Annotated in this window: 18 protein-coding genes; 11 read left to right on the top strand and 7 right to left on the bottom strand. The window is 65.0% G+C overall.

What is annotated here, in order from left to right; genetic code table 11:
• Nucleotides 1-57 precede the first annotated feature (57 nt).
• The 3 genes from ACX80G_RS00090 (at nucleotide 58) to ACX80G_RS00080 (ending at nucleotide 3185) form a co-directional block, all read left to right on the top strand.
• Nucleotides 58-282 (top strand): Trm112 family protein, encoded by a 225-nt coding sequence (locus ACX80G_RS00090; protein WP_459304942.1) that lies wholly within the window; start codon nucleotides 58-60, stop codon nucleotides 280-282.
• A gap of 39 nt (nucleotides 283-321) precedes the next feature.
• Nucleotides 322-1812 carry an adenosylhomocysteinase gene (gene ahcY / locus ACX80G_RS00085; protein WP_459304941.1) on the top strand — a complete coding sequence of 497 codons (1491 nt, stop codon included), beginning with the start codon at nucleotides 322-324 and terminating at the stop codon, nucleotides 1810-1812.
• A 104-nt stretch (nucleotides 1813-1916) separates the two neighbouring features.
• Nucleotides 1917-3185: a L,D-transpeptidase gene (locus tag ACX80G_RS00080; RefSeq protein WP_459304940.1), complete on the top strand. Its 1269-nt coding sequence runs from the start codon at nucleotides 1917-1919 to the stop codon at nucleotides 3183-3185.
• A gap of 50 nt (nucleotides 3186-3235) precedes the next feature.
• Here the strand turns inward: ACX80G_RS00080 and ACX80G_RS00075 are convergent, their stop codons facing one another.
• A complete protein-coding gene (locus ACX80G_RS00075) occupies nucleotides 3236-4039 on the bottom strand; it encodes an RDD family protein (protein ID WP_459304939.1) in 804 nt (267 codons plus the stop codon).
• A 96-nt stretch (nucleotides 4040-4135) separates the two neighbouring features.
• Here ACX80G_RS00075 and ACX80G_RS00070 point away from each other — a divergent pair, with 96 nt between their 5' ends.
• Both ACX80G_RS00070 and ACX80G_RS00065 read left to right on the top strand, forming a co-directional pair.
• Nucleotides 4136-5128, top strand: a complete 993-nt coding sequence (locus ACX80G_RS00070) for a stage II sporulation protein M (RefSeq protein WP_459304938.1) — start codon at nucleotides 4136-4138, stop codon at nucleotides 5126-5128.
• A gap of 139 nt (nucleotides 5129-5267) precedes the next feature.
• A complete protein-coding gene (locus ACX80G_RS00065; RefSeq protein WP_459304937.1) occupies nucleotides 5268-6512 on the top strand; it encodes a TIGR01906 family membrane protein in 1245 nt (414 codons plus the stop codon).
• A gap of 102 nt (nucleotides 6513-6614) precedes the next feature.
• Here the strand turns inward: ACX80G_RS00065 and ACX80G_RS00060 are convergent, their stop codons facing one another.
• Both ACX80G_RS00060 and ACX80G_RS00055 read right to left on the bottom strand, forming a co-directional pair.
• Nucleotides 6615-8444, bottom strand: coding sequence for an AMP-dependent synthetase/ligase (locus ACX80G_RS00060; protein WP_459304936.1), 1830 nt, complete (start codon nucleotides 8442-8444; stop codon nucleotides 6615-6617).
• A gap of 47 nt (nucleotides 8445-8491) precedes the next feature.
• Nucleotides 8492-10150, bottom strand: a complete 1659-nt coding sequence (locus ACX80G_RS00055) for a dolichyl-phosphate-mannose--protein mannosyltransferase (RefSeq protein WP_459305331.1) — start codon at nucleotides 10148-10150, stop codon at nucleotides 8492-8494.
• 126 nt (nucleotides 10151-10276) lie between these two features.
• Between ACX80G_RS00055 and rsmI the strand changes: the two genes are divergently transcribed.
• Both rsmI and ACX80G_RS00045 read left to right on the top strand, forming a co-directional pair.
• Nucleotides 10277-11179 carry a 16S rRNA (cytidine(1402)-2'-O)-methyltransferase gene (gene rsmI, locus ACX80G_RS00050; RefSeq protein WP_459305330.1) on the top strand — a complete coding sequence of 301 codons (903 nt, stop codon included), beginning with the start codon at nucleotides 10277-10279 and terminating at the stop codon, nucleotides 11177-11179.
• A gap of 168 nt (nucleotides 11180-11347) precedes the next feature.
• Nucleotides 11348-12829, top strand: coding sequence for an NAD-dependent succinate-semialdehyde dehydrogenase (locus ACX80G_RS00045; RefSeq protein ID WP_459304935.1), 1482 nt, complete (start codon nucleotides 11348-11350; stop codon nucleotides 12827-12829).
• Nucleotides 12830-12841: 12 nt separating this feature from the next.
• On the opposite strand, the gene ACX80G_RS00040 is transcribed toward ACX80G_RS00045, so the two are convergent.
• From ACX80G_RS00040 to ACX80G_RS00030, 3 genes are all read right to left on the bottom strand, one after another.
• Nucleotides 12842-15106 carry a transglutaminase TgpA family protein gene (locus tag ACX80G_RS00040; RefSeq protein ID WP_459304934.1) on the bottom strand — a complete coding sequence of 755 codons (2265 nt, stop codon included), beginning with the start codon at nucleotides 15104-15106 and terminating at the stop codon, nucleotides 12842-12844.
• Between the two features lie 104 nt (nucleotides 15107-15210).
• Complete coding sequence (locus tag ACX80G_RS00035) at nucleotides 15211-16656, bottom strand: DUF58 domain-containing protein (protein ID WP_459304933.1); 1446 nt, start codon at nucleotides 16654-16656, stop codon at nucleotides 15211-15213.
• A gap of 9 nt (nucleotides 16657-16665) precedes the next feature.
• Nucleotides 16666-17715, bottom strand: coding sequence for an AAA family ATPase (locus ACX80G_RS00030; RefSeq protein ID WP_459304932.1), 1050 nt, complete (start codon nucleotides 17713-17715; stop codon nucleotides 16666-16668).
• A gap of 181 nt (nucleotides 17716-17896) precedes the next feature.
• Between ACX80G_RS00030 and ACX80G_RS00025 the strand changes: the two genes are divergently transcribed.
• From ACX80G_RS00025 to ACX80G_RS00010, 4 genes are all read left to right on the top strand, one after another.
• Nucleotides 17897-18847, top strand: coding sequence for a TatD family hydrolase (locus ACX80G_RS00025; RefSeq protein WP_459304931.1), 951 nt, complete (start codon nucleotides 17897-17899; stop codon nucleotides 18845-18847).
• Nucleotides 18848-18969: 122 nt separating this feature from the next.
• On the top strand, nucleotides 18970-19860 hold the full coding sequence (rsmA, locus tag ACX80G_RS00020) for a 16S rRNA (adenine(1518)-N(6)/adenine(1519)-N(6))-dimethyltransferase RsmA (protein WP_459304930.1): 891 nt from the start codon (nucleotides 18970-18972) through the stop codon (nucleotides 19858-19860).
• A gap of 242 nt (nucleotides 19861-20102) precedes the next feature.
• On the top strand, nucleotides 20103-21077 hold the full coding sequence (locus ACX80G_RS00015; RefSeq protein WP_459304929.1) for a 4-(cytidine 5'-diphospho)-2-C-methyl-D-erythritol kinase: 975 nt from the start codon (nucleotides 20103-20105) through the stop codon (nucleotides 21075-21077).
• 65 nt (nucleotides 21078-21142) lie between these two features.
• Entirely contained in the window at nucleotides 21143-22951 is a 1809-nt protein-coding gene (locus ACX80G_RS00010; RefSeq protein ID WP_459304928.1) for an ABC-F family ATP-binding cassette domain-containing protein, read from the top strand.
• A gap of 313 nt (nucleotides 22952-23264) precedes the next feature.
• Here ACX80G_RS00010 and ACX80G_RS00005 read toward each other — a convergent pair.
• Nucleotides 23265-23984 (bottom strand): HNH endonuclease signature motif containing protein (locus ACX80G_RS00005; protein WP_459304927.1); only part of this gene is annotated, 720 nt, incomplete at its 5' end.

Genomic DNA, 23984 nt, shown 5'->3' with positions numbered 1-23984 from the left:
CGCCGCCGGAACAAACCGCAGTTCTGTCAGCACCCGCGCCCGCGATAGTCTTGGTTCATGAGCCCTTTATCACCCGATCTGCTCGCCGTGCTCCGCTGCCCCGTGACCGGCTCAAGGCTGGCCCAGGAGGGAGAATTCCTGGTCTCCGCGGTGACCGATAGCACAGGAAATCCGGTGCACTACAGCATCGACGAAGGCATCCCCGTGCTCCTCCGCCCCGAACTACTTGTAGCAGCCACAGAGGCCGGCTCCGACGAGCACGATGGGCCGGCCGCTAACTAGTCCTCAGTGCAGCACCAACGAACAGGAATGCGCCACACCATGACCTTTGACTATAAAGTTGCCGATCTCTCCCTCGCCGAAGCGGGACGCCACCAGATTCGCCTGGCCGAACATGAAATGCCCGGCCTGATGAAGCTGCGCCAGGAATTCGGTGCGAGCCAGCCCCTCAAGGGCGCTCGTATCGCCGGATCACTGCACATGACGGTCCAGACTGCCGTGCTGATCGAAACCCTCACCGCCCTCGGCGCCGAGGTGCGGTGGGCCTCCTGCAACATCTTCTCCACCCAAGACGAAGCGGCAGCTGCCATCGTCGTTGGCTCTGGCACGGCGGACCAGCCCGCCGGCGTCCCCGTCTTCGCGTGGAAGAACGAAACCCTCGAGGAATACTGGTGGACCACCACCCAGATCCTCAGCTGGCCCGGTGAACAGGGCCCAAACATGATCCTTGACGACGGCGGCGACGCCACCCTCCTGGTGCACAAAGGAGTGGAATTCGAAGCCGCCGGCGACGTGCCGGCCGGACCAGCCGAAGACGACATCGACTACTCCCACGAATTCTCGGTGGTCCTCGACGTCCTGCGCGGCACACTCGCCGAGGATCCCCAGAAGTGGACCCGGATCGCCAAAGACATCAAGGGGGTCACCGAAGAGACGACCACCGGCGTCATGCGGCTCTACCAGCTGGCGCAGCAGGGCAAGCTCCTGTTCCCGGCCATCAACGTGAACGACTCCGTCACCAAATCGAAGTTCGACAATAAGTACGGCATCCGCCACTCCCTGCCCGACGGTCTCAACCGGGCAACCGACGTCCTCATCGGCGGCAAAGTGGTTGTGGTGTGCGGCTACGGGGACGTCGGAAAGGGTGCGGCCGAGGCGCTTCGCGGCCAGGGCGGCCGCGTCATCGTCACCGAGATCGATCCGATCTGTGCACTTCAGGCGGCCATGGACGGGTACCAGGTCGCTCGCCTCGAAACGGTTCTGGCGCAGGGTGATATTTTCATCACCACCACCGGCAACAAGGACGTCATCATGGCGCACCACATGGCCGGGATGAAGCACCAGGCCATCGTGGGCAACATCGGCCACTTCGACAACGAAATCGACATTGCCGGCCTTGCGAAGACCCAGGGGATCCGCAAGGTGGAAATCAAGCCTCAGGTTCACGAATGGGTCTTCGCCGCCGACGAGTCAACCGGCGCGGCCGAGCACTCGATCATCATGCTGTCCGAGGGCCGCCTGCTGAACCTGGGCAACGCTACCGGGCACCCGTCCTTCGTGATGAGCAATTCGTTCGCCAACCAGACCATCGCCCAGATTGAACTGTTCACCAAGTGGATGCAGAACGACCTCGACGGAAATCGTGAGTACGCCAACCAGGTGTACGTCCTGCCGAAGATCCTCGACGAAAAGGTGGCCCGGCTGCACCTCGACGCGATCGGTGTGGAGCTCACCGAGCTCACCAAGAATCAGGCCGAGTACCTGGACATCGAGGCGTCGGGTCCCTACAAGTCCGATCACTACCGGTACTAGACACCCCTGTCGACGTGCCTGCCACGTCGACATGAGCAACAACGGCCACCCCACACCGTAATATCGGTTGTGGGGTGGTTATTTTTTCGGCAGGATGTGGGCAGATGGAACGTCAGCAGGGGATGGGCAAGAGCCGAAAAGGCTGGGTTGTCGGCGGGGTCGCGGTTGCCGGTGCCCTGATAGCGGCCGGGACGGCAGTCGCCGTCGCGCCGAATTGGGCTGGCACCACGGGCGCACCCACAGCAACATCATCGCCCTCCAGTGGTGCAACGGCGGAGTCGGCGACCCCGCCAGCACCATCCTCACCCACCACTGCGGCCACCTTTGATTTTGGAGCAAGTCCCGCGGACAACACCGAAAGTGTCAATCCCGTGACAGTGCCCGAGGTCCGGGCCAACGATGCAGTGATCGAGAGCGTCACACTGCGCGCCGCGGACGGCGGTGAGCCGATGGAAGGGGCGCTCAGCGAGGGTGATTCCGTCTGGACGGCCACCGAACGGCTTGACTTCGCCACCGCCTACGATTTTGAGTTCGTCCTGGCCGACGCTAACGGGAACACCGCGACCGAGTCTCAGAGTTTCACCACAGTGATGCCGGCCAACGAGGCCGACGCGGCCATGTATCCGTTGGCTGGGTCGACGGTGGGGACCGGCCAACCTATCGAGATCAACTTCAGCGAACCGGTCATCAACCGCGATGACGTGGAATCAGCCATCACCATCACCAGCTCCAGCGGCCAGGTCGGCGCCTTCCACTGGCTCAGCGACACAAAGGTGCGGTACCGCGCCGAAGATTTCTGGGCGCCGAACAGCACTATCACCGTCGATCTGCAGTTGTTTGGGGTGGACTTCGGCAACCAGATGATCGGTAACTTCGACGACGAAAGGGTGGTTAAAACCCACGGCACCCGGCTCGCCGTCGTCGACAATGACACCAAAATGATGGATGTTTACATCGATGGTGCCCTGACCCGAAGCTTCCCGATCACGCTGGGAACGGAGGAATGGCCCTCGACCACCGGCTATCACGTGGTGATGGAGCAGTACAAATCCACTAAGTTCACCGCCGAGTCGATTGGTCTCCAGCCCGGCGACGAGGCCTACTACGAGCCCACCGTGGTGAAGAACGCGAGCCGCATCTCCAATGGCGGCGCGTTTGTCCACGAGGCGTTGCCTGCTGCGCAGGTGGCATTGGGCAACATCAACGTCTCCCACGGCTGCATCGGCATGTCTCCCGAGGGTGCCAAGTACTTCTACGACACCTTCGGTCCCGGCGACGTCGTCGAAATCAAGAACACCGGATACGGTCCCATGTTCATCTGGGATGGCTTCGGCGACTGGAACACTCCTTGGAACGAGTACAGCAACCAGTAGCCGCAGCCCTGGTTACAGCCGGGGCGGCAGGTTGTTTTTGGCTGGGGTCGTCACTGGCTGAAGGGGAGTCGGTGCAACCGTTCGGCACTTCTGGCGGTGCGCTCCCGCTGGCGCGTGAGCCGGCCCAGGTCCCGTTCGCGCCGCCGGGCCAGGACAGCATTGAGGAAGTCCTCGGGATGGGTGCCAGGTGGTGGGGCCGGAGCGACAAAGGCCGACACCTCGGTTGCCAGCTCGGTTGCCAATGTCGCGCGGGCCACCGTGGTCAGGCGGGGTGCCTGGCCGATGAAGGCGGCCACCCGCCGGGCCAGAGAATCGGGGAGTTGCAGCAGGTCGGCTGTCTCCAGCCAGGGCGCAAGATGCGGGGGAGCGACGGCCAGGGTGCGGGGCTTTTCGACCACCCGCTCATGCATTGAGTAGGTTCCCGCCAACAGGTCGCCCAACCGCTTGGACCGTTCGTTGAAGACGGCCACCAGGAAGGCCAGCGACCCCACCAACAAATAGATTTCGAGGACTCCCAGCATCCCGCGAATAAAGGCATGCCGGAAGCGGATGGCACCGCCGTCGTCGCGCACAATCCGCAGTCCCATCACCAGCCGCCCCAGGGACTTGCCGCGGGTGAGCGTCTCCACGGTCACCGGGACCACCAGCACCACCAGAATGAGAAGGATCAGCACCAGCGCCTGGCTCAACGCCGGGTCCAGGGGTCCAGCGAGGGTGCCGCTGACCGCGAGGATGATCGCCAGAACCAGGATTGCCTGGGCGACGATATCGATGAGCAGGCTGATACTGCGGGCGCCGAACGATGCAGGCCGTAGTTCAAGGACGACCGCCTCACCTGTCACAACCGAACTCATTGCACATCTCCCTGATCGAACGACCCCGGTGTCGGGCAGGCCTCGTGGCCCCCGTCCTCTGAAGTTTATCGGCCACCGCCCGGCTAAGCTGAAAGGGTGGACGTCGATGCATTCGTTGAGGTGAACCGCCCGGACTGGGAGCGGCTTGATGGGCTAGTGCGGCTGCGGAAGCTTTCGGGCGCCGAAGCCGACGAACTGCTGGTCCTTTATCAGCGTACGTCCACCCACCTGTCGATGATCCGGTCGATTGCCCCGGAGAGCGCGCTGTCCGGGGTCCTGTCGATGCGGTTGTCCCGGGCCCGGACCCGGTTTACCGGCGCGCGCTCCAACTTTATGGAGGATGTGGCGGGGTTCTTCGTCATTTCCCTCCCTGCGGCTTTCTACCGGGTGCGGTGGCTGACCGTCGTCGTCGGCGTCCTATTCGTCGGTCTCGCCTGGCTGTACGGGGCCTGGGTGGCGGGGACCCCCGGTGTCATCGCGGCGATGGGCGGCGATGAGTTCGCTGAGCAGTATGTGCAGGAGGACTTCGTCAACTACTACTTTGAGAATCCTGCAGCGTCCTTCGCGGGGCTGGTCTGGACGAACAACGCGTGGATTGCCCTACAGGCCGTCGCCTTTGGCGTCACCGGGATCTGGGCGCCGTGGATCCTGTACCAGAATGCGCAGGGCATCGGCATGGCCGGCGGGACGATGGCCGCCTATGGCGAACTCGACACCTTCTTCATCTACATCCTGCCGCACGGGTTCATGGAGCTCACCGCCATCTTCATTTCGGCCGCAGCGGGGTTGAGGCTCTTTTGGGCCTGGGTTTCCCCTGGTGCGCGGACTCGCGCGAACGCGCTGGCCGAGGAAGGGCGTTCGCTGATCACCGTCGCGCTCGGACTGGTACTTGTGCTCTTCATTTCCGGGTTGGTGGAAGGGTTCGTCACTCCTAGCCCGCTACCGGCCTGGTTGCGGATCAGTATCGGGTTTCTCGTGTTCGCCGCGTACTGGGCCTACACCTTGCTGCTGGGCCGCCGGGCGGTCAACGCCGGGTACACAGGGGATCTCTCAAGCGTTGACCGGGGCGAAACAGCGCGCACTGCGTGATTCGTTGTGTGGTGTATCCGGCTGTCGTGTGAAGCGCTCGAGTTCGCTGGTCCGACGTCGGACCGGCCTCCGGCGGTTACCTGGCGTGCGGCGGTACGCTCGAGGGTAAGTACTTGAGCAATTTCTAGGAGAAAACCCAGTGGCTGAAAACGACGAGACCGAGCAGCGTACGGGCGCTGCGCCAGCCGAGGAGACGCCCTCCGGTGCCTCTCGCCTGCAGACCGAATCCGCCGGCGGAGCGGTTACCCAACCCGCCGGCGGTGCTGCAGAGCCCGCTATCGCTCAGCGGAGTTCCCTGCCGATGCGCAAGGCCAGCACGATGCCGGACCTCAGTCGCTTTGACGCAACCCGCCGGAGCGATCCTTCCAGCGGGACGGTTCCCGCTGGAACTGCCGGGAGCGCGACCGCTGAACCGGGAGTGTCTGGTGCACCAGCAGCAGAGGCCTTTGTAGCTGAACCGGCAGCGTCAGCTGCCCCCTCCGCCGCGACTTCCGGGTCCGGCGCTGCTGCCGGCTTCGGCTCCGGCCGCCGCGCGGCCGGCGAGCCACCGGCATCCCCTTCGCCGCACGATCCTGCTCCCGACACGGCTGCACTATCGGCCCGGCCCTCCGAGGAGGAGGCAAGGCGCCGGGCCGTCGAACGGGATGAAGCGTTCACGGGAAAGCCCGTTCTGGCGCGGGTCTTCCAGGTGCTCATCGCGGTGTTCTTCCCCATCATGCTGCTCGCGGCCGCAATCCGGGCGGTCACCTCGCCGCTTTTCCTCTGGGTCGAGTATCACCGCCCGGGGTTCCCGGCCGACAGCTTCGGGTTCAGTACGGATGACAGGATGACCTACGGGTCCTACACGGTCGATTACATCCTCAACTGGGCGTCGCCCCGCTATCTCGGCGACCTTGTCAACGCTGATGGCGACCAGCTTTTCCTGGACAGCGAAGTGGGGCACATGCTCGACGTGAAGCTGGTCCTGGTGATCAGCTTCGCCGTCGCGCTTGCGATGCTGGTCTTCACCCTTGCTGCCTGCTGGCATCTCGCCCGCACCTATCCCGGTGGGGTCCGTAGGGCGCTGTTTGCCGGAGCCCTGACGACGCTGGTGCTGATGGTTGCCCTGACGGTGACGGCAATCTTCGGGTGGCAGACCTTCTTCACCCAGGTGCACGCAGTCTTCTTCGCCGATGGCACCTGGACTTTCCGTACCGACGACACCTTGATCCGTCTCTTCCCCGAGCAGTTCTGGACTGATGCCGCGATTACTGTTGCGGTGCTCGTCGTCGTCGTGACAGTGCTGACCCTGGTACTGACCTGGCCGACAAAGCGCCGTCGGGAGAAGTCCCGGCTCGCCGATGACGCGGCGCGGCAGCGTCGCCTGGATTCGCTGGCGCTTTAGCCTGCATCACCTCCGCGATATCACCGGCGCAACCCCATTCGCCGATCCGCGAGGTATGGCGGGTTAGCGACTGGCTAGGTCAATACAGCTAGGTCACCAGATCTAGCCTCTCGGGGAGGCGTAGAGGTCCGCGAGTTCCTGGCGCAGTTCAGCCAGCACCGCCGAGCGCTTGAGCTTGAGAGTGGGGGTGAGGTAGCCGGAGTCGGGGCCGAAGTCCTGGTCGAGCACAGCGAACTTGCGGATCTGCTCCGCGGCGGACACGTGCGAGTTGACCTCGTCCACGGCGGCCTGCAGTTCCGTCCAGATGCCAGCATGGCCTGCGGCCTCGGCGATAGTCAGCCTACCCAGCCCGGTTTCGGTTCCCCAGGATGTAACGGCTTCGGGATCGAGGGTCAGGAAGGCGCCAATAAACGGCTTACCGTCCCCGACCACCACCGCGTGGGCCACCAGCCGATGTTCGCGGAGTTTTTCCTCAAGGGGTCCCGGTGCAACGTTTTTCCCTGCCGCAGTTACCAGCAGATCCTTCTTGCGGCCGGTAATAGTCAGGAAGCCGTCCTCATCCAGCGATCCGAGGTCGCCGGTGCGGAAATACCCGTCAGCGGTAAAGGCCTCTCTGTTGGCTTGAGTGTTGTTGTGGTATCCCTTGAACACGCCGACGCCCTTGATCTGCACTTCGCCGTCGGCGTCTACCCTGATGCGGGTTCCCGGCATCGGGATGCCCACGCTGCCGACCCGGGTCAAGGCAACGGTGTTGGCTGTGCACGGCGCGGTGCTCTCGGTCAGACCGTAACCTTCCTGGACCTGGATCCCCGCCCCCCGGAAAAAGTGCGCAAGATGTGCACTCAGGGGGCTCGCGCCCGACACTGTGTATGTCACTTCGCCGCCGAAAACAGCCCGCAGTTTGGGATAGAGCACCTTGTTGAAGAGGGCATGCCGCGCTTTCAACAGCATTCCGGCCCCGTGGCCTCCGTGGGCAGCCGCGTCCAGCGCCTGGGAGTAGGCAACAGCCGTCGTTGAACCTAGTTCAAAGATCCGTCCCTTGTTTGCATCTCTGGCCTTCTGCTCAGCGGTCGCATAGATCTTCTCGAAGATGCGGGGCACCACCAGTAAGAAGGTCGGCCGATAGGTGCCCAGATCCGCCAGCAGGTCGGCGGCGTTGGACGTGTGCCCAAGTTTGACGCCACCGGCCAGGCACACCACTTGGACTGCGCGTGCCAGGACGTGCGCGAGCGGAAGGAACATGAGCGTCCGGGCGTCCTTCTCGCGGAGCAGTTCCGGCAGGAACTCAAGGGTGTTGACGGCGAAGAGGGCGAAGTTTCCGTGGGTGATTTCGCACCCCTTGGGCGGCCCCGTGGTGCCCGAGGTGTAGACGAGGGATGCGACGTCGTCGAGTGATCGGCTGGCACGCGCTGCCTCAAGTGCATGATCCTCAATAGCTGAACCCTCGGACACGAGGGCGGCGAAGGTGTCTCCGCCGTCGTCGTAATTCATCAGGTACAACCGGTTGTCAGTATCGGCGCCACCCAAAGCACGCTCGACCACCTCAGCTTTGGCTGCGTCCTCGACAAAGATGAGGCCCGCCGCCGAATCCTCGAGAATCCAGGCCACCTGCGTTGCAGACGAGGTCTCGTAAATGGGCACCGTCACCGCACCGGCAAACCAGATAGCCAGGTCGGTCAGGGTCCATTCGTACCGGGTCTTGGACATGACGGCGACGGCGTCGCCGGGCTGGACGCCGCGCGCGATCAAGCCCTTGGCCAGGGCCTGCACCTGCGTGAGGAACTCGGCAGCGGTGATGTCGTGCCACTCGCCCACCCGTTTCACAGCGTAGAGCGCTCCACCCGGCGATCTCTGGTGCTGCTCCAGCAGCAGGTCAGTGACGTTGGTGTCCGACGGCAGATTCACAAGGAGTTCGGTGGTTGATTCGCGCATAGAGACAGGGTCTCACCTCTTGGTATGGTGCGTCACGTGACGCGGCATCAGATCCAGCTGGGCATCCACATGCGGAGCCGCCACTGGTCGTAGGGGATCAGCTCAGCCGTCCAGACCGGGAGGAAAAAGGCGGAGAGCAGCACTGCCGCAGCGACAAACAAGCCCACCAGGACCAGGCCCAGGCGCCGCCGTCGCGGTCGGTCCTGGGGGCGGCCCAGCACCAAGCCCAGGCAGTAGGTCAGGGCAAGGATCAGGAACGGCTGGAACGCGATGGCGTAGAAGAAAAATGTGGTGCGTTCGGGGTACAGAAACCATGGCAGATACCCGGCGGCAACACCGCCGAGGATAGCCCCGGCACGCCAGTCCCGGCGCCCCACCCAGAAGAACACCAGCACGATGAGCGCGATCGCGGCCGACCACCAGATCAGTGGGTTGCCAACCGAGGTGATGGCCCGGGAGCAGGCGTCCACAGCACAACCCTGGTCGGCCCCGAGCTCGCCCTTGTAGTAGAAGGACACCGGGCGCCCCATGACCAGCCACGACCAGGGCGTGGATTCGTAAGGATGCTCGGAGCCGAGGCCTTCGTGGAAGGTGTAGGCGGCGCGGTGATAGTCGGCCAGCGACCTGATCGACGCCGGTAGCCACTCCCACGCTGGCGCTGGATGGTCGGCCGCCCACTGCCGGTTGTAGGCGTCGGAGGACAGGAACCAGCCGGTCCACGTCGCCAGGTAGGTCAATGCTGCGAGCGGAACCACGGTCACGAAGGCCTGGAGGCCATCCCGCAGGACAGCCCCGGTGATCCAGTGTTGCACTCCGACAACCCGCCGGGCATTCATGTCCCAGAGCACGGTCATCAGGCCAAACAAGGCGACATACGGGATGGCTGACCACTTGGTCCCCACGGCAAGACCGAGACTGATCCCTGCGACGATCCGCCACGGCCGGTACCCGAGCCACGGCCCGTACAGCAGGTCTGCGGCCGACGGCTTGACCCCATCTGGGGCCAGCGCTGCCAGGGCAGGGAGCTTCGCCGAAAGGTTCAGCCTTGCCCGGTCCCGATCCAGCAGCAGCGCACCGAACGCGACCACGAGCCAGAACATCAGGAACACGTCAAGCAACGAGGTGCGCGAATGCACCAGATGGTGACCGTCGACGGCGGTTAGTAGACCCGCCGCGGCGCCGAGGATCGGGGATCCAAACAGCCGCTGCGCGATTAATGCAATCAGCAGGATCGACAGTGTGCCGACCAATGCCGCCGAAAAACGCCAGCCGAAGGCGTTGTCGGAGCCGAAGGCGAGCATTCCCAGGGCAATCATCCACTTGCCCACCGGCGGGTGGACCACATAGTCGGGGGTGCCCAGGATGACGCCGGTGTTGCCGCTGTTGAAGTTGGCGTCGGGTTCTTCCGGCCACTCCCGCTCGTACCCGGACAGCAGGTACGAGTAGGCGTCCTTGACATAGTAGGTCTCATCGAAGACCAGGGTGTCCGGTTCGCCCAGCCGGACAAATCGCAGCACTCCACCGATTAGCATCATGGCGACCGGCAGCAGCCAGGCGAGGATTCCCAGCGGCAGGCATTCTCCGAGCAGGCGACGCCGCAACACGACGGCGTCGTACGCGGTGCGCGGGGTGTAGACCCAGCCACGCGCCGCCGGGGCCCCGGCGGCCGGCGGGGGGGAAACGGCGGTATGACTCACCCTGCTTATGTTACTGCCAGTGCATGATCGCGCCGGGGCGGGGCAGGTGTCTGGCGGGGCTACGCTGGGATAGTGATCAACACCGGGAATGAAGCGGACTCCGACGATGCGACCCACGACGACGGCGACGCCCATCTGGAGTTAGACGACGGCGGCCCGGAGCAGGAGTTCGAGACAGCCGCCGACCGTGCCGCGGGGAGTCCCGACGGCGGACGGATCATCCTTGCCGCAACTCCGATCGGCAATGCAGCAGACGCGTCGGCGCGTCTGGTGTCGCTGCTGCAGACCGCTGATCTGGTGGCGGCCGAGGACACCCGTCGGTTGCAGTGGCTCCTCAGGGCACTGGAGATCAGGGTGCAGGGACAAATTGTCAGCTATCACGAGCACAACGAGGCCATCAGGACGGCCGACCTGCTGAAGGAGGTGAAGAGTGGGAAGACCTTGCTGATGGTCACCGACGCCGGGATGCCGTCCGTATCCGACCCGGGGTACCGACTGGTGGAGGCGGCGATCGCCGGCGGTGTTGACGTGACCATGGCGCCCGGACCATCGGCGGTGCTGACCGCGCTGGCCCTGTCAGGGCTTCCGACCGACAGGTTCTGCTTCGAAGGCTTCCTGCCGCGCAAAACGGGCGAGCGGAACTCGCGCCTCGGTGAGCTGGCCGTCGAACGGCGCACCATGGTGTTCTTCGAGGCCCCCCACCGGCTTGAGGTGATGTTGCGGTCGTTGCACCAGGTCTTTGGACCGGACCGCCCGGCGGCCGTGGCCCGGGAGCTGACCAAACGGTACGAGCAGGTACTCAGGGGTCCACTCGCTGACCTCCTGGAATGGGCTGAAACTACCGAGGTCAGGGGCGAGATCGCCGTCGTCGTCGGCGGTGCACCGCTCGCTGCGCCAGCTAAACCAGAGGACCGGGTGGCGGCCGTTGCCGCCCTCGTCGACCAGGGCATCCGGCTGAAGGACGCGGTGGCGGCTGTTGCTGAGGAGTCGCGGATCAGCAAGCGGGAACTGTACTCCGCGGTGATCGCCGCCCGCTGACACACCGCCCGAACTGCGGGCGGCTATTGTGCACCAGGACAGCGGTCAGCGGGTGGTGCCGTGCAGGCTGGCATGGACAGGCCTCCAGCTGCGGGTCTAGCGTGGTGCTGGGCGGCTAGTGCCGCAGTGATACATTCCATCCCGAAGAACCTCTTGGAGGCACCGACTATGGCAGTTACCACCCAGCGTGAGCAGGAACTTTTGGCTCAGGTTCCCACCGGGTTGCTGATCGGCGGAAGCTGGCGGGACGCCTCAACCGGCAAGACCTTCGATATCGAGGATCCGGCGACCGGGAAAACCCTGCTGACGATCGCCGATGCCAGCCCAGCCGACGGGATGGCTGCGCTCGACGCCGCCGCAGCCGCACAGGACAGCTGGGCGCGCACCCCGCCCCGCGAGCGGGGCGAGATCCTGCGGCGTGCCTTCGACCTGGTGACTGCCCGGGCCGAGGATTTCGCGCTGCTGATGACCATGGAAATGGGCAAGCCGCTCGCCGAGGCTCGGGGTGAGGTGACCTACGGTGCCGAATTTTTGCGCTGGTTCTCCGAGGAAGCGGTCCGCGCTACGGGCCGGTACTCCACCTCACCCGATGGCAAGACCCGCATCCTGGTCAACAAGAAGCCTGTCGGCCCCTGCCTGTTGATCACGCCGTGGAACTTCCCGCTGGCCATGGCGACGCGCAAGATCGCCCCAGCCATCGCCGCCGGTTGCACAATGGTTCTCAAACCGGCCAACCTGACGCCGCTGACGTCGTCGTTGTTCGCCTCCGTCCTGGAAGAGGCCGGTCTCCCCGCCGGCGTGCTGAACGTCGTCCACACCTCCGACGCACAGGGGGTCACCGGGCCACTGATCGAGGACCCGCGTCTGCGCAAGCTGTCTTTCACCGGATCGACGCCGGTGGGACGGAACCTCCTGGCGGCGGCGGCCCAGAACGTGCTGCGGACGTCAATGGAATTGGGCGGCAACGCGCCGTTCGTCGTCTTCGCGGACGCCGACATCGACGCCGCGGTGGCGGGAGCCATGCTCGCGAAGCTCCGCAACATGGGTGAGGCCTGCACCGCGGCCAACCGGTTCATCATCCACGAATCGGTCGCTGCAGAGTTCGCCGAAAAGTTCGCAGCGAAAATGATGAAACTCGAGACGACCCGCGGCACCGAGAACGGGTCCACGCTTGGCCCGCTGATTGATGAGAAGAGCCGCACCAAGGTTCACGAGCTGGTCACGTCAGCGGTCGACGACGGCGCGACGGTGGTGGTGGGCGGGGAGCCGGTGGCTGGCCCCGGCTACTTCTACCAGGCGACGGTGCTGACCGACGTCGCCCCCGGATCGCGGATCCTGCAGGAGGAGATCTTCGGCCCTGTCGCGCCAATCACCACCTTCGATACTGAGGACGAGGCAGTCCGGCTCGCCAACGACACCGAGTACGGGCTGGTCGCCTACGTCTTTACCCGCGACCTCAACCGGGGCCTGCGCATCGGTGAACGCCTCGATGTCGGGATGCTGGGTCTTAACGCTGGCGTGGTATCGAACGCCGCAGCTCCGTTTGGCGGGGTCAAGCAGTCGGGGCTCGGCCGTGAAGGCGGTTCGGAGGGAATCGACGAGTACCTTTACACCCAGTATGTCGGGATCGCCGACCCTACTGCTTCCTGACGGATAGCAGGATCACAGCCAGGGCCAGACCCGCTTCCTGCCCGCTAGTGAACGGGGCAGGAAGCGGGCCCTGATCCTGGCTGACCGGCTACTGGTGTGGCGGAGCGACTGGGAAACCATGCCGACATCCTCCCAGCGGCCTGCAGCACGCCCGCCCGCTCCGCCTGGCACGCGCAGTTCGGGGTCTGAATATTCTGCCGCCTCATACGCGGAGCGAAGCCGCGCCAGTGCCGCCGCCGAGGCAGTATCGAACCCCGTCGCCGCAGCAAGGCGGGTGGCGAAGGTCCGGGGGGTGTCGGTAGGCAGTGCCGACTGGTCGTAGTCGGCAGCGAGATCGGTGGTCTCTGACCAGGCGATCGTCGCAGCACCCGGCGCCCCTTGCGCCGCAGCGAACCTGCGACGGCGGCTCCGGCTCCGCAGCGTGCGCAGCAGCAGCGGCACGAAGAGCAGGAGCACAGCCCCGGCCAGCACCCCGGTGATCAGGGCCGAGGTTTCCCTGGCCTGTTCGGGGTCCGCCCCGCCCTGCGGTTCCTCGGCACCCGTCCCGGGAACCGGTGCGCCAGGGTCGGCAAGTGGGTTGCCACCGGGCGTCAGGTCGTCGGGGTTCTGCTCCGGCGCGCCCGGCGCAAAGGCGGTCTGAGCGTAGTCGGGCACTACCCCACGCGAGGGGGTAGGTTCGAACTTCACCCAGCCGACGCCGTCGAAATAGAGTTCAGGCCAGGCGTGGGCATCCTGGGACGTGACAGAGAACTCGGTGAGCTCCTGGCCCTCGGGGCCCTCCTCCGAATCGCCGGTTGGGTCGCCGGGCGCGTAGCCAACGGCGACCCGGCTGGGGATCCCCGCCACCCGGGCCATCACAGCCATGGCGCCGGCATAGTGGACGCAGTAGCCGGACCGTGATTCGAGGAAGCGGGCGACGACGTCGAGGCTGCTGCCGTCATAGCCGCCCTCCACGGGGGCGTCGACCGAGTACGTGAAGTCGGGTCCCCGAAGATGATCCTGGATCGCCAGGGCCTGCTCATAGGGGTTGGCAATATTGGCCGTGAGCGCCTCGGCAGTGTCCCTGATTATCCCGGGGGTGGTGTCCGGCAATTCCAGGAACTGGGCGTCGACGGCGCCGTCGGGAACCGGCCCAATAGCCTGGAGCCGCTCACGGGTCAGCTCGGGGCCGGCGCTGATCACCTCATACCGTTGCTGGGCGGTTGACCCGTTGTCGGTGGCAATAACGCTGTGATTGAGCGGATCCCAGGACCAGCGGCCGGAGAGGTTGGTGAAACCCACCGGGGCGTAGGGAGCCAGGAGCCAGGGGCTGGTGAACGAGTCAGTGGTGATCCGGGTCGTCGTCACTACACCGGATACGATCGAGGCGCGCACTTCCTGGGTTCCCATGTCCTGAACGCCGGGCTCCCTGAGATTGTACCGCTGGTCCGGTTCCCACCGCTGCCCGCCGAAGTCCTCAAGGGTGACGGCCCGCAGGTACAAAGCCTCGGGAGAATCGGTGGCGTAGGTGATCCTGCCGAAACCGTTCGGGTTCCGGAGGTCGTTTCCCAGGGTCACCACAGGGTTCAACCCGGTGGCGGTGCCCCACAGGTTTATCCTCGCACCCTGCGGGAAGGCGCCAACGTTGAATCCCGGGACGGCCAGGGGAATCACCACGGTCACCACCAGCGCCGCAGCGCCGATGGACACTGCGCGGACCAGCCTGCCACCCGAGGCGTCCCGAGTCCCGCTGGTCGCCTGGCTGTCCCGCCATTGGCCGCACCCGAGGATCACAAGGTATCCGAGGACCGTTGCAACGAAACCTGGGACACCAACACTCTGCGGGAGCACGACGGCAGGAATTACCAGCACGGCGAACAGTGCCAGCCCGCTGGTCGCGGGCAGCCGAAGGGTGGTGGCAAGGGTATCGGCGAGGATGGCGATCAGACCGATTCCGGCGCAGACCACCATGAAAATGCCGGTTCCGGGCAGCACCGGCGCCACCTGCGACACGACAGTGTTCTCCGCATGATCCAACAGGATGGTCAGCCGGCCAGCCGATCCCTCTCCGGGGAACACCCCGAGCACGCTGTGAGCCGGGAAGAACTGCCACACCACCGACCCCACCAGGGCGACGAACCCTGCCGCCGGAACCAGCAGGCCGGGGAGGCGAACACTGCGCGCAGCACCCATCACCACTAGCACGCACCCAACAGTGAATGCGACGGGGTTCAGCCAGGTCCAGCCCAGCACCACCGAGTTCAGGTTCAGCGACGTTAATATCACGGCTGCGAACACTGCCGCAGTCGACACCCAGTGCCGCTGGTCTGTGCGCAGCCGTGTAGGGGGTGGCGGCTCACGGTGTTGGGTCGACGATGGGCTGGGACGGGGCAGGGTGGAGGTCACAGCCGTCCTCCAGCGGCGACCGGAGGTGAATTGACAGTGGTTTTGGTCGTGGACGTACTGGCGCCGCCGGGGGAGTCGAAGTAGGTCCATGCTGCCCTCAGGTCAGCGGAGGGGGAGACCGCCACAGCGTGCCAGCCAGCTGCGCGCAATATTTCCATCACCGAGTGCAGGTCCTGGGGGCGGTCGGCGACGAGGATCGCGAACGAGGTGGACCCATACTCGGCGGCTCCGGCCAGATCCCTGGCCTCGCTCGCAGTAATGGCCCCCAGAACCGCGAGGAGGGGGCCCCGGAATTTGTACGTGGCGAGTTTGTCCATCATTGGGTCACCGAAGGGCGCGTTTCGTGTGGGCGGGGGAGCAGCCGCCGTTCCGGGTCGCGGCAGGCGCCGGGATGGTGTCCGTTTCGTGGGATCCGGGCGGAGTTCCAGCGCAGCCAACCCTTCGCCAACATTGTGGATCCCTGTCATCCCGGTGTGTTCCTCATCCTCCGGCCATGGAGCAGAAACCGAGGACTGTAGCGCCGGCGCTCCGGTTTCATCGACAAATCGCAGGGCATAGTTGCGCTCCAGCAGGTGGGCCGTCATGGACATCGCGGCGATTACCGCCCACTCAAAGCCGGGGGAGGACAGCAGCGACGTTCCCTCCTCGTCCCGGTCGGCCCCGAAAGCTCCGGAGAGCGCCGAGCTGTACCTGGCCTGCCGTCGGTCGAGGATCAGGGTTGCCTCGGGGGTGGTCACCGACTCTTCCTGGCGGACCATCAGCTCGTTATGGCGGGCGGTAGCAGCCCAGTGCACCCTGCGCATCGGATCGCCCGGCCGGTACTCACGGGTCATCACATCGTCGTCGCTCGGGTTGGCGTTGCGGCGGGTGACCGCGAATCCGTCCGCGCCACGGGCCCCGGTCAGGGGCGAAGGCGGCAGGTCAAGGGGCGCGGGGGTGACCACCAGCCGGTCCGTACCGCCCAGCGTGTGACGGGAAGTACCCAGCCCGAAGGGGTCAGTGAAGGCCGCGGTGACCGGGCCGACGTCGTATACGCCACGGCTGGAGGACCGCAGCCGGTACTCGTAGTGGCTGGTGCCGCGGGTGGGATGCCGGGACGGGAAGTGGAACTCGGGTGAATCCCCGAACCGGGAGGGAAGCAGTTCGCGCATCACCACGCTGCCGCTCACCGGCCCGCTGGCGGCGACCGACAGGGTGACAGTGGAGGTGAAGCCGGTCTCCAGAGTTTGCGGCGCGAATTTTCTTCCCACGGTGAACCGCGGTTTGATCAGCCGTAACATCAGCACGGACAGCAGCGGCAGGCACAGCAGGAGCACCCCGACATACAGCAGGTCCCGGCGGCCGAGGAACTGGGCAAACAGGAGCGCCACGACGCCGGTGATCACCAGTCCCCACCCGCGTGGGGTGAGGATCCGGGACGGTAACCTGGCCAGCAGCCGCATGAGGTGGGCCTAGGCGCGCAGGTAGGAGTTGGTCGCAGCGCGTTCCACTGGAACCTTCGACAGGATACCCGCGACCACCGACTGGGGGGTTTCCCCCGAGCTCTGGGCCTTGCGGTCCAGGATCAGCCGGTGGGACAGGACCGCTTCGGCGACCGAGGCGACGTCGTCGGGCAGGACGAAGTCCCTGCTCTCCAACGCGGCGCCAGCCTTGGCGGCCCGCAGCAGCTGCAGTAACGCCCGGGGGCTGGCACCGAGTCGCAGCTGGTGGTGCCCGCGGGTCGCGTGGCCGATGGCGACCGTATATTCGCGCACCGCTGGCGACACGTAGACCCGCTGCACCTGTTCCATCATCGCCGCAACGTCGGTGACGTTCGCGACCGGGCGGACAGCGTCCAGCGGCGAGACGGACTGGTGGGTCTGCAGCATCTCCAGTTCGGCGGTGCGGTCCGGGTATCCCATGGAGATCCGGGCCATGAACCGGTCTCGTTGCGCCTCGGGCAGGGGGTAGGTTCCCTCCATCTCGATCGGGTTCTGGGTGGCCACCACCATGAAGGGTTCCGCCAGCCGGTGGGTGCCGCCGTCGACGGTGACCTGATGCTCCTCCATGCATTCCAGGAGAGCTGACTGGGTCTTCGCGGAGGCGCGGTTGATCTCATCACCGATCACGATGTTGGCGAAGACGGGTCCGCGTCGGAACTCAAACCGGTGGGTGTCCTGGTTGTAGATCGACACCCCCGACACATCCGAGGGCAGCAGATCCGGGGTGAACTGGATGCGGTTCACAGTGCAGTCAATGGTGCGGGCAAGGGTTTTCGCGAGCAGGGTCTTCCCCACCCCCGGTACATCCTCCACCAACAGGTGGCCCTGGGCCAGGAGAACGGTCAAGGCCAGCCGGGCGGCTTCGGGTTTGCCGTCGATGACCGTGTTGATGGATCCCAGAATCCGTCGGGCCGTCTCATCGAACCGCTCACCGGACATCGCCGACCTTCCGCCCTCGGTGGGGGAGTCCTCGGGCTCGGTCCTGCTGTTGGGTGAGGCGTACTGGTTGGTGGAATCCATGCGAACCTTCCGCGAACACTGCACGCCGGTGTGCAGCTGAGTCGGTCAGCCCTGGTCGGATACGTCCACGGCTGGTTTGTCCGTGGGGCACGCAGCAACTGCTTTCCTACAGATTACTAGGACAACTTGCTGTCGTGGGGATAAGTTCCGCTGCCGATGTGCAGGTGGCTAGGGTTGAGTCATGCCTGATACAGCCACCCCCGCGGCGTACCGTCCAGCCCCGCGCACTACCTTTCCCGATACCGTTCCCACCGATACCGTTCCTGACGGCGATGCCCAGGCTGCGGGCGGACGCCAGGATAAGCGGCACTACCCTCCTGCCCCCGAGCCGCTGCCCGTTCCGGTGATCGATAACCACACCCACCTCGACTTCCGGAGCGGTTTGCCGCTGGTCAGTGTGGCCGCAGCCCTCGATGCGGCTGAAGCTGTGGGGGTCTGCGGCGCGGTCCAGGTGGGGTGTGACCTTGAGTCGTCGCGGTTCACCGTCGAGGCTGTTACCCGGGAGCCCCGGCTGCTGGGGGCGGTGGCGATTCATCCCAATGACGCTCCGCTGCTTGCCGAGCATGGGGGCCTTGAGGCTGCGCTCGCCGAGATTGAACGGTTGGCCGCGCATCCGCGGGTCCGCGCGATCGGGGAAACCGGGCTCGACTACTATCGGACGCCCGCCGAGGGGATCGACAGCCAGCACTACTCCTTCCGACGGCACCTCGATATCGCCAAACGGTTGGGGCTGGCCCTCCAAATTCATGACCGGGACGCGCACGACGACGTCGTCTCCACCCTCCGTAGCGAGGGTGCACCGGAGCGGGTGGTGTTTCACTGTTTCTCCGGCGACGCCGCCCTGGCGCGGATCTGCAACGACGCCGGGTGGTATATGTCCTTTGCCGGAACGGTGACGTTCAAGAACGCCGACAATCTCAGGGAGGCCTTGCGCATTGCGGATCCGGCGTTGGTGCTGACCGAAACCGACGCTCCGTTCCTGACCCCGCATCCCTTCCGGGGGCGGCCCAACGCGCCCTACCTGGTTCCCTACACGGTCAGGAGTATGGCTGAGGTGCTTGGCGCCGACCTTGCCACCCTATGCCAGTCGATAGCCGAGAACACGCGAAGGGTCTACGGGGAGTGGGATTAACCCTGGCGTCGTCGTCGTCAGCGGCCCTCTCGATGACGTCCCTGCTCTACAGATTGGTCACGACCCGCAGGTTCCCGATGTGGGGGCCCGCTTCTGCGGGGCGCGCGACTACCATGGCTTAGGTGACTCAGCCCCCTAACCCCCAGCAGATCCGGCCCCTGCTCGGCGCCAGCGACGTCCGCCGACTGGCAGCCGAACTGGACCTTCGGCCTACGAAGACCCTCGGCCAGAACTTCGTCATCGATGGCAACACCATTCGACGGATTGTTGCTGCGGCTCGGCTCAATCCTGAGGAGACGGTCCTTGAGGTCGGCCCGGGTCTCGGCTCGCTGACGCTGGGCCTGCTCGACGCGGCGCAACGGGTGGTGGCAGTGGAGATCGACCCGCTGCTGGCTGAGCGTCTTCCCCATACCGTCGCTCACTGGCGGCCGGAGACTGCTGCGAATCTCGAGGTGGTCCTCGCTGACGCGATGCGGGTCACTGAGCTACCGCATCTGCCGACCGCTCTGGTCGCGAATCTGCCCTACAACGTTGCAGTCCCGGTTGTCCTGAACCTGCTGGAGAACTTTCCCTCCCTGCGCCACGGCCTGGTCATGGTGCAGGACGAGGTTGCCGACCGGCTGGCCGCCGGTCCCGGCTCGAAGACCTACGGAGTGCCCTCAGCGAAGGCCGCCTGGTATGCCACGATGCGCAAGTCAGGCGTGATCGGGATGAACGTGTTCTGGCCGGCGCCCAAGATCGCGTCGGGACTGGTGGGGTTCGTCCGGCACGACCCGCCGGAAACGTCAGCCAGCCGGCGCGAGGTGTTCGCCGTCATCGACGCCGCCTTCGCCCAGCGGAGGAAGACGCTGCGCGCAGCGCTGTCGGGGTGGGCGGGTAGCCCGGTGCTGGCGGGGGAGGCCCTGGCCGCGGCCGATGTCGACCCTAGCCTTCGCGGGGAAATGCTGGACATCGCCGCGTTTGCCCGCATTGCCGAGGCGAAACCCGGTCAGCAGGCCACACAGGCAACCTAGCTCGGGGTGTCCTTCGGTAGCTCCCTGCCTCTGTCTGCGCCCCCCTGCTTTGAGCTCGAGTCGACACAAATGACCGGTTTCGTGCCGGATTTCGGTTATTTATGTTGACTCGATGAGGGAACCATGTGCGGTGTGACGACGACTACTACGTGTTCACAACGGTTAGGTATCGGCGGGATTTTCTGGGCAGAGGATGCCCGCAGGTTTCCTGGTTCAGCGCCATGTGGCCTAGGTTGGTGGGTATGGAGGTAGGTAAAACGGCGGGACTGTTGGGTGGCGCACCAGCCAGCGTTCGGGTCCGTGCGCCAGGAAAAATCAACGTTTCGTTTCGCGTTGGCCCCTTGAGGGAAGACGGCTATCACAGTGTTGCGAGTGTGTATCTGGCGGTCTCTCTCTACGAGGAAGTCACGGCAACGGTCAATTCCGAGCCCGGCACTGTGGTCACGATCAACGGTCAGGGGTCCCTCAACCTACCGGTGGAGAGTATTCCGCTGGATGCCAGCAATTTGGCTGCTCGGGCCGCGGCGGTCCTCGCCGACCTCAGCGAGGACTCAACCGGGGTGCTGCTGGACATCACCAAACGCGTACCAGTAGCCGGTGGAATGGGCGGAGGCTCAGCGGATGCTGCCGCCACCCTCCTGGCGTGCGATGCCCTCTGGAACAGCGGGTTTTCCCGTGACGAGTTGGCCAAGATGGCGGCGGAGCTGGGCGCGGATGTGCCGTTCGCGCTGGTGGGCGGCACGGCAGTCGGGGTCGGGGTGGGGGAGCAGCTAACTCCTGCCATCTCCAAGACGCCTCTCTACTGGGTGCTCGTGACCTCGGCCTATGGACTCTCAACCCCGGTGGTCTACCGGACCCTGGACGAGCTCCGGCTGCGGGACGGCACCGAACCCGCGGCACCACCGGAGATCGATGCCCGGATTCTCACTGCGATGCGTTCCGGGGATGCGACCGCCCTCGCTGAACTTTTGCACAACGACCTGCAGCCGGCGGCACTTGAGCTTGCCCCGGAGCTCGCCGACATCCTGAATGCCGGGAAGGTAGCCGGGGCGCTGGCCGGTCTGGTGTCAGGATCGGGTCCAACTGTCGCGTTCCTCGCGGCCAGCGAAGATCACGCCTCTGAACTCGCGGCACGGCTCACCGCCGATGGCCTGACCGCCACCGCCGTGCATGGCCCGGTCCACGGTGCCAGAATTGTTACCGACTACATCGCCTGACCTGCCACCGAAGCTGGGCCAGTTCAAGCCATCTTTACCCTCAACAACCAGGAAGCAGTACACCCTTGGCACATCTTTTGGGCGCCGAAAGCGTCAGCATCACCTTTGCTACCCGCACCGTTCTCGACGGCGTTTCCCTCGGCATCGAGGACGGCGACCGCATCGGCATGGTGGGTCGCAACGGCGACGGCAAGTCGACCCTCATGCGGCTCCTCGCTCAGCGAGCCACCCCTGATGAAGGGCGGGTAACCCGGCGTCGGGATGTTCACGTCGGATACCTCGATCAGACCGACGTTCTCGACGGCGACCTGGGCGTGGGCGAGGCGATCGTCGGCGATCAGGCCGACCATGAGTGGGCCTCCAACCCGAAGATTCGCGACGTCATGGGAGGGCTCGTCGCCGAGGTTGACTGGCATGCGAAGGTGTCATCGCTCTCGGGTGGACAGAAACGCCGTGTTGCGCTGGCGAAGCTCCTGATTGGCGACGACGACGTCATCATGCTCGATGAGCCCACCAACCACCTCGACGTGGAAGGTGTGGCCTGGCTTGCTCACCACCTCGCCGAGCGGTGGCGTCCCACCGACGGTGGCCTGCTGGTGGTCACTCACGACCGCTGGTTCCTTGACGAAATCTGCACCCGCACCTGGGAGGTGCACGACGGCGTCGTCGACGGATTCGACGGCGGTTACGCTGCTTACGTGCTCGCGCGGGCCGAGCGCGACCGGATGGATTCAGTCGTCGAAGGGAAACGTCAGCAACTGGTCAAAAAAGAACTGGCGTGGCTGCGCCGCGGTGCGCCCGCACGGACCGCTAAACCGAAGTTCCGCATCGAGGCGGCGAATGCTTTGATCGCCGATGTGCCTGAACCCCGCGATTCATTGGCATTGAGCAAGATGGCGATGGCACGCCAAGGTAAGGACGTCCTGGATCTCGAGAACGTGTCCCTGTCTCTCGGAGACAAGGAACTTTTTGACGGGATCACCCTGCGGCTCGCGCCCGGTCAGCGACTGGGGTTGGTTGGGGTCAATGGATCTGGCAAAACCACCCTGTTACGGATGCTGAACGGCGACGTTACCCCAGATGCTGGCCGGTTGAAGAAGGGCAAGACGGTTCAGACGGCAGTGCTTTCCCAGGAGGTCAAGGAGCTCGACGAGCTTGAGCACCTCCGGGTCACCGAAGTGATCGAACAGGAGAAGCGTGTTTTCAGCGTCGGCGGGCGTGAGGTGTCCGCAAGTCAGCTGGTGGAGCAACTCGGATTTACAAACCAGCGGCAGTGGACCATGGTGAAGGATCTGTCGGGTGGCGAGCGACGTCGACTGCAGCTGTTACGCCTCCTGGTAGGCGAGCCCAATGTGCTGATGCTTGACGAACCAACCAACGACCTCGACACCGACACCCTTGCTGCGATCGAGGACGTACTGGATGGCTGGCCCGGCACCCTGGTGGTCGTCTCGCACGACAGGTATCTGCTTGAGCGAGTGACCGATTCACAGATGGCGCTGTTGGGCGATGGGAAACTGCGTGACCTTCCCCGCGGAGTCGACCAGTATCTCGAACTGCGCCGGGACGCGGGTGCGGGGTCCGGCGCTTCCCCCCTGAATTCCGATGATGGGCAGGGCAGCACAGGATCGTCCTCGGGTTACAGCTCTGAGGAAACTCGTCAGGCAAAGAAGGATCTGACCCGCATCGAACGGCAGCTCGGGAAAGCTTCAGCGCAGGTGGAGCGGATTCAGCACCAAATGAATGACGGTGCTGCGGGGGATGTCGACTTTGAGAAGATGGCTACCCTCAACAAGAAACTTCAAATAGTTCAGGCTGAACAGCACGACCTTGAACTCCAATGGCTCGTCGCCGCCGAGGTGCTGGGCAAGTAGGTGCTGGGCAAGTTAGGCCCCGCTGCGGAGTAGGTCCCGCTTCGTGGTGGACGGCCTGGCGCGGAGCAGCCCGCACCTGCCGAGCAGCGGGCTGTCGCGGGCTGGCGGCCGTTAGAATCGCCACATCTGACTCTGGGCGGTGGGCATCCTTCCGGATGGCCACCGTCTCTTCCTTGGTCGGCCTTCGGTCGGCCAGGCGGCATGCCACGATTACCCTCTTCGCCGAGGCGTGGGATCTGGCGGGTTGACGGCGTTTTGACGGCGTTCTGAGACGCCGGATGTCCCGCTTCGGCGATTGGGGAGGGGCTTCATCCTAGAAGGGTGGTGGGGTTTCTGGTCGCGGTGGTGGTGGGTTGGGTTTGGTGGTGTAGGTTTCCCCGGCGGGGGAGATCGCGATGATCGTCCCTGGTTCGGGTTGGGTGTACTGCCAGAAACCCTCCGTTTTGAACATGTGGTGACGTTTACAGAGCGCTGCCAGATTTGAGTAACTGGTCGTCCCGCCCCGGGACCAGGGGATCGTGTGGTCGAGTTCGCAGAACACCGCCAACCGGTTACACCCCGGATGACGGCACGTCCCATCCCGCACCCTGACCGCGTCCTGTAAATCTTGGGGGACCCGGTACGTGGTCGCATCAGCACCCAACCTGGCCCCCGTGAAGGGGTGGCAAAGGATCCTGGTGAACGACGGCGCGTGCCCGGCGAGCCTCCGGGCAGTGTCCGGGTCGATTGGCCCGTACCCTTCCAACTCACCCGGCGCATCCCCACCCATGAGGGTCTGCACCGGGACCGTCACGAAGACCTTCGCCTGCACACCCCAAAACTGGTTGCCCTCCCGCGACTGGTTGCCCTCACCGGACTGGTTGCCTTCACCGGGTGCTTCGGCCTGTGACCCGGCCCGTGATCGGGTAAGAGAATCACCGGTAGCCCTCTCAGGGTTGGTCTCACCAACGGATTCCGGGCCGGCGCTGGTGAGGGCGTCGATGAGGACGTCAGCCCTGAGTTGGGTGAGGGTGCGGGGTTCGTCGGGGCCCTG

Source organism: Arthrobacter glycogeni (genome assembly GCF_054510815.1).
The sequence above is the reverse complement of the archived record's forward strand: the minus strand, read 5'-3'. Positions and strand labels throughout refer to the sequence as shown.

Excerpts from the sequence above, each read along its gene's own strand:
- ACX80G_RS00090 (WP_459304942.1), top strand. The coding sequence starts at position 58 with ATGAGCCCTTTATCACCCGATCTGCTCGCCGTGCTCCGCTGCCCCGTG.
- ahcY (WP_459304941.1), top strand. The coding sequence starts at position 322 with ATGACCTTTGACTATAAAGTTGCCGATCTCTCCCTCGCCGAAGCGGGA.
- ACX80G_RS00080 (WP_459304940.1), top strand. The coding sequence starts at position 1,917 with ATGGAACGTCAGCAGGGGATGGGCAAGAGCCGAAAAGGCTGGGTTGTC.
- ACX80G_RS00075 (WP_459304939.1), bottom strand. The coding sequence starts at position 4,039 with ATGAGTTCGGTTGTGACAGGTGAGGCGGTCGTCCTTGAACTACGGCCT.
- ACX80G_RS00060 (WP_459304936.1), bottom strand. The coding sequence starts at position 8,444 with ATGCGCGAATCAACCACCGAACTCCTTGTGAATCTGCCGTCGGACACC.
- ACX80G_RS00045 (WP_459304935.1), top strand. The coding sequence starts at position 11,348 with ATGGCAGTTACCACCCAGCGTGAGCAGGAACTTTTGGCTCAGGTTCCC.
- ACX80G_RS00035 (WP_459304933.1), bottom strand. The coding sequence starts at position 16,656 with ATGCGGCTGCTGGCCAGGTTACCGTCCCGGATCCTCACCCCACGCGGG.
- ACX80G_RS00030 (WP_459304932.1), bottom strand. The coding sequence starts at position 17,715 with ATGGATTCCACCAACCAGTACGCCTCACCCAACAGCAGGACCGAGCCC.
- ACX80G_RS00025 (WP_459304931.1), top strand. The coding sequence starts at position 17,897 with ATGCCTGATACAGCCACCCCCGCGGCGTACCGTCCAGCCCCGCGCACT.
- ACX80G_RS00015 (WP_459304929.1), top strand. The coding sequence starts at position 20,103 with ATGGAGGTAGGTAAAACGGCGGGACTGTTGGGTGGCGCACCAGCCAGC.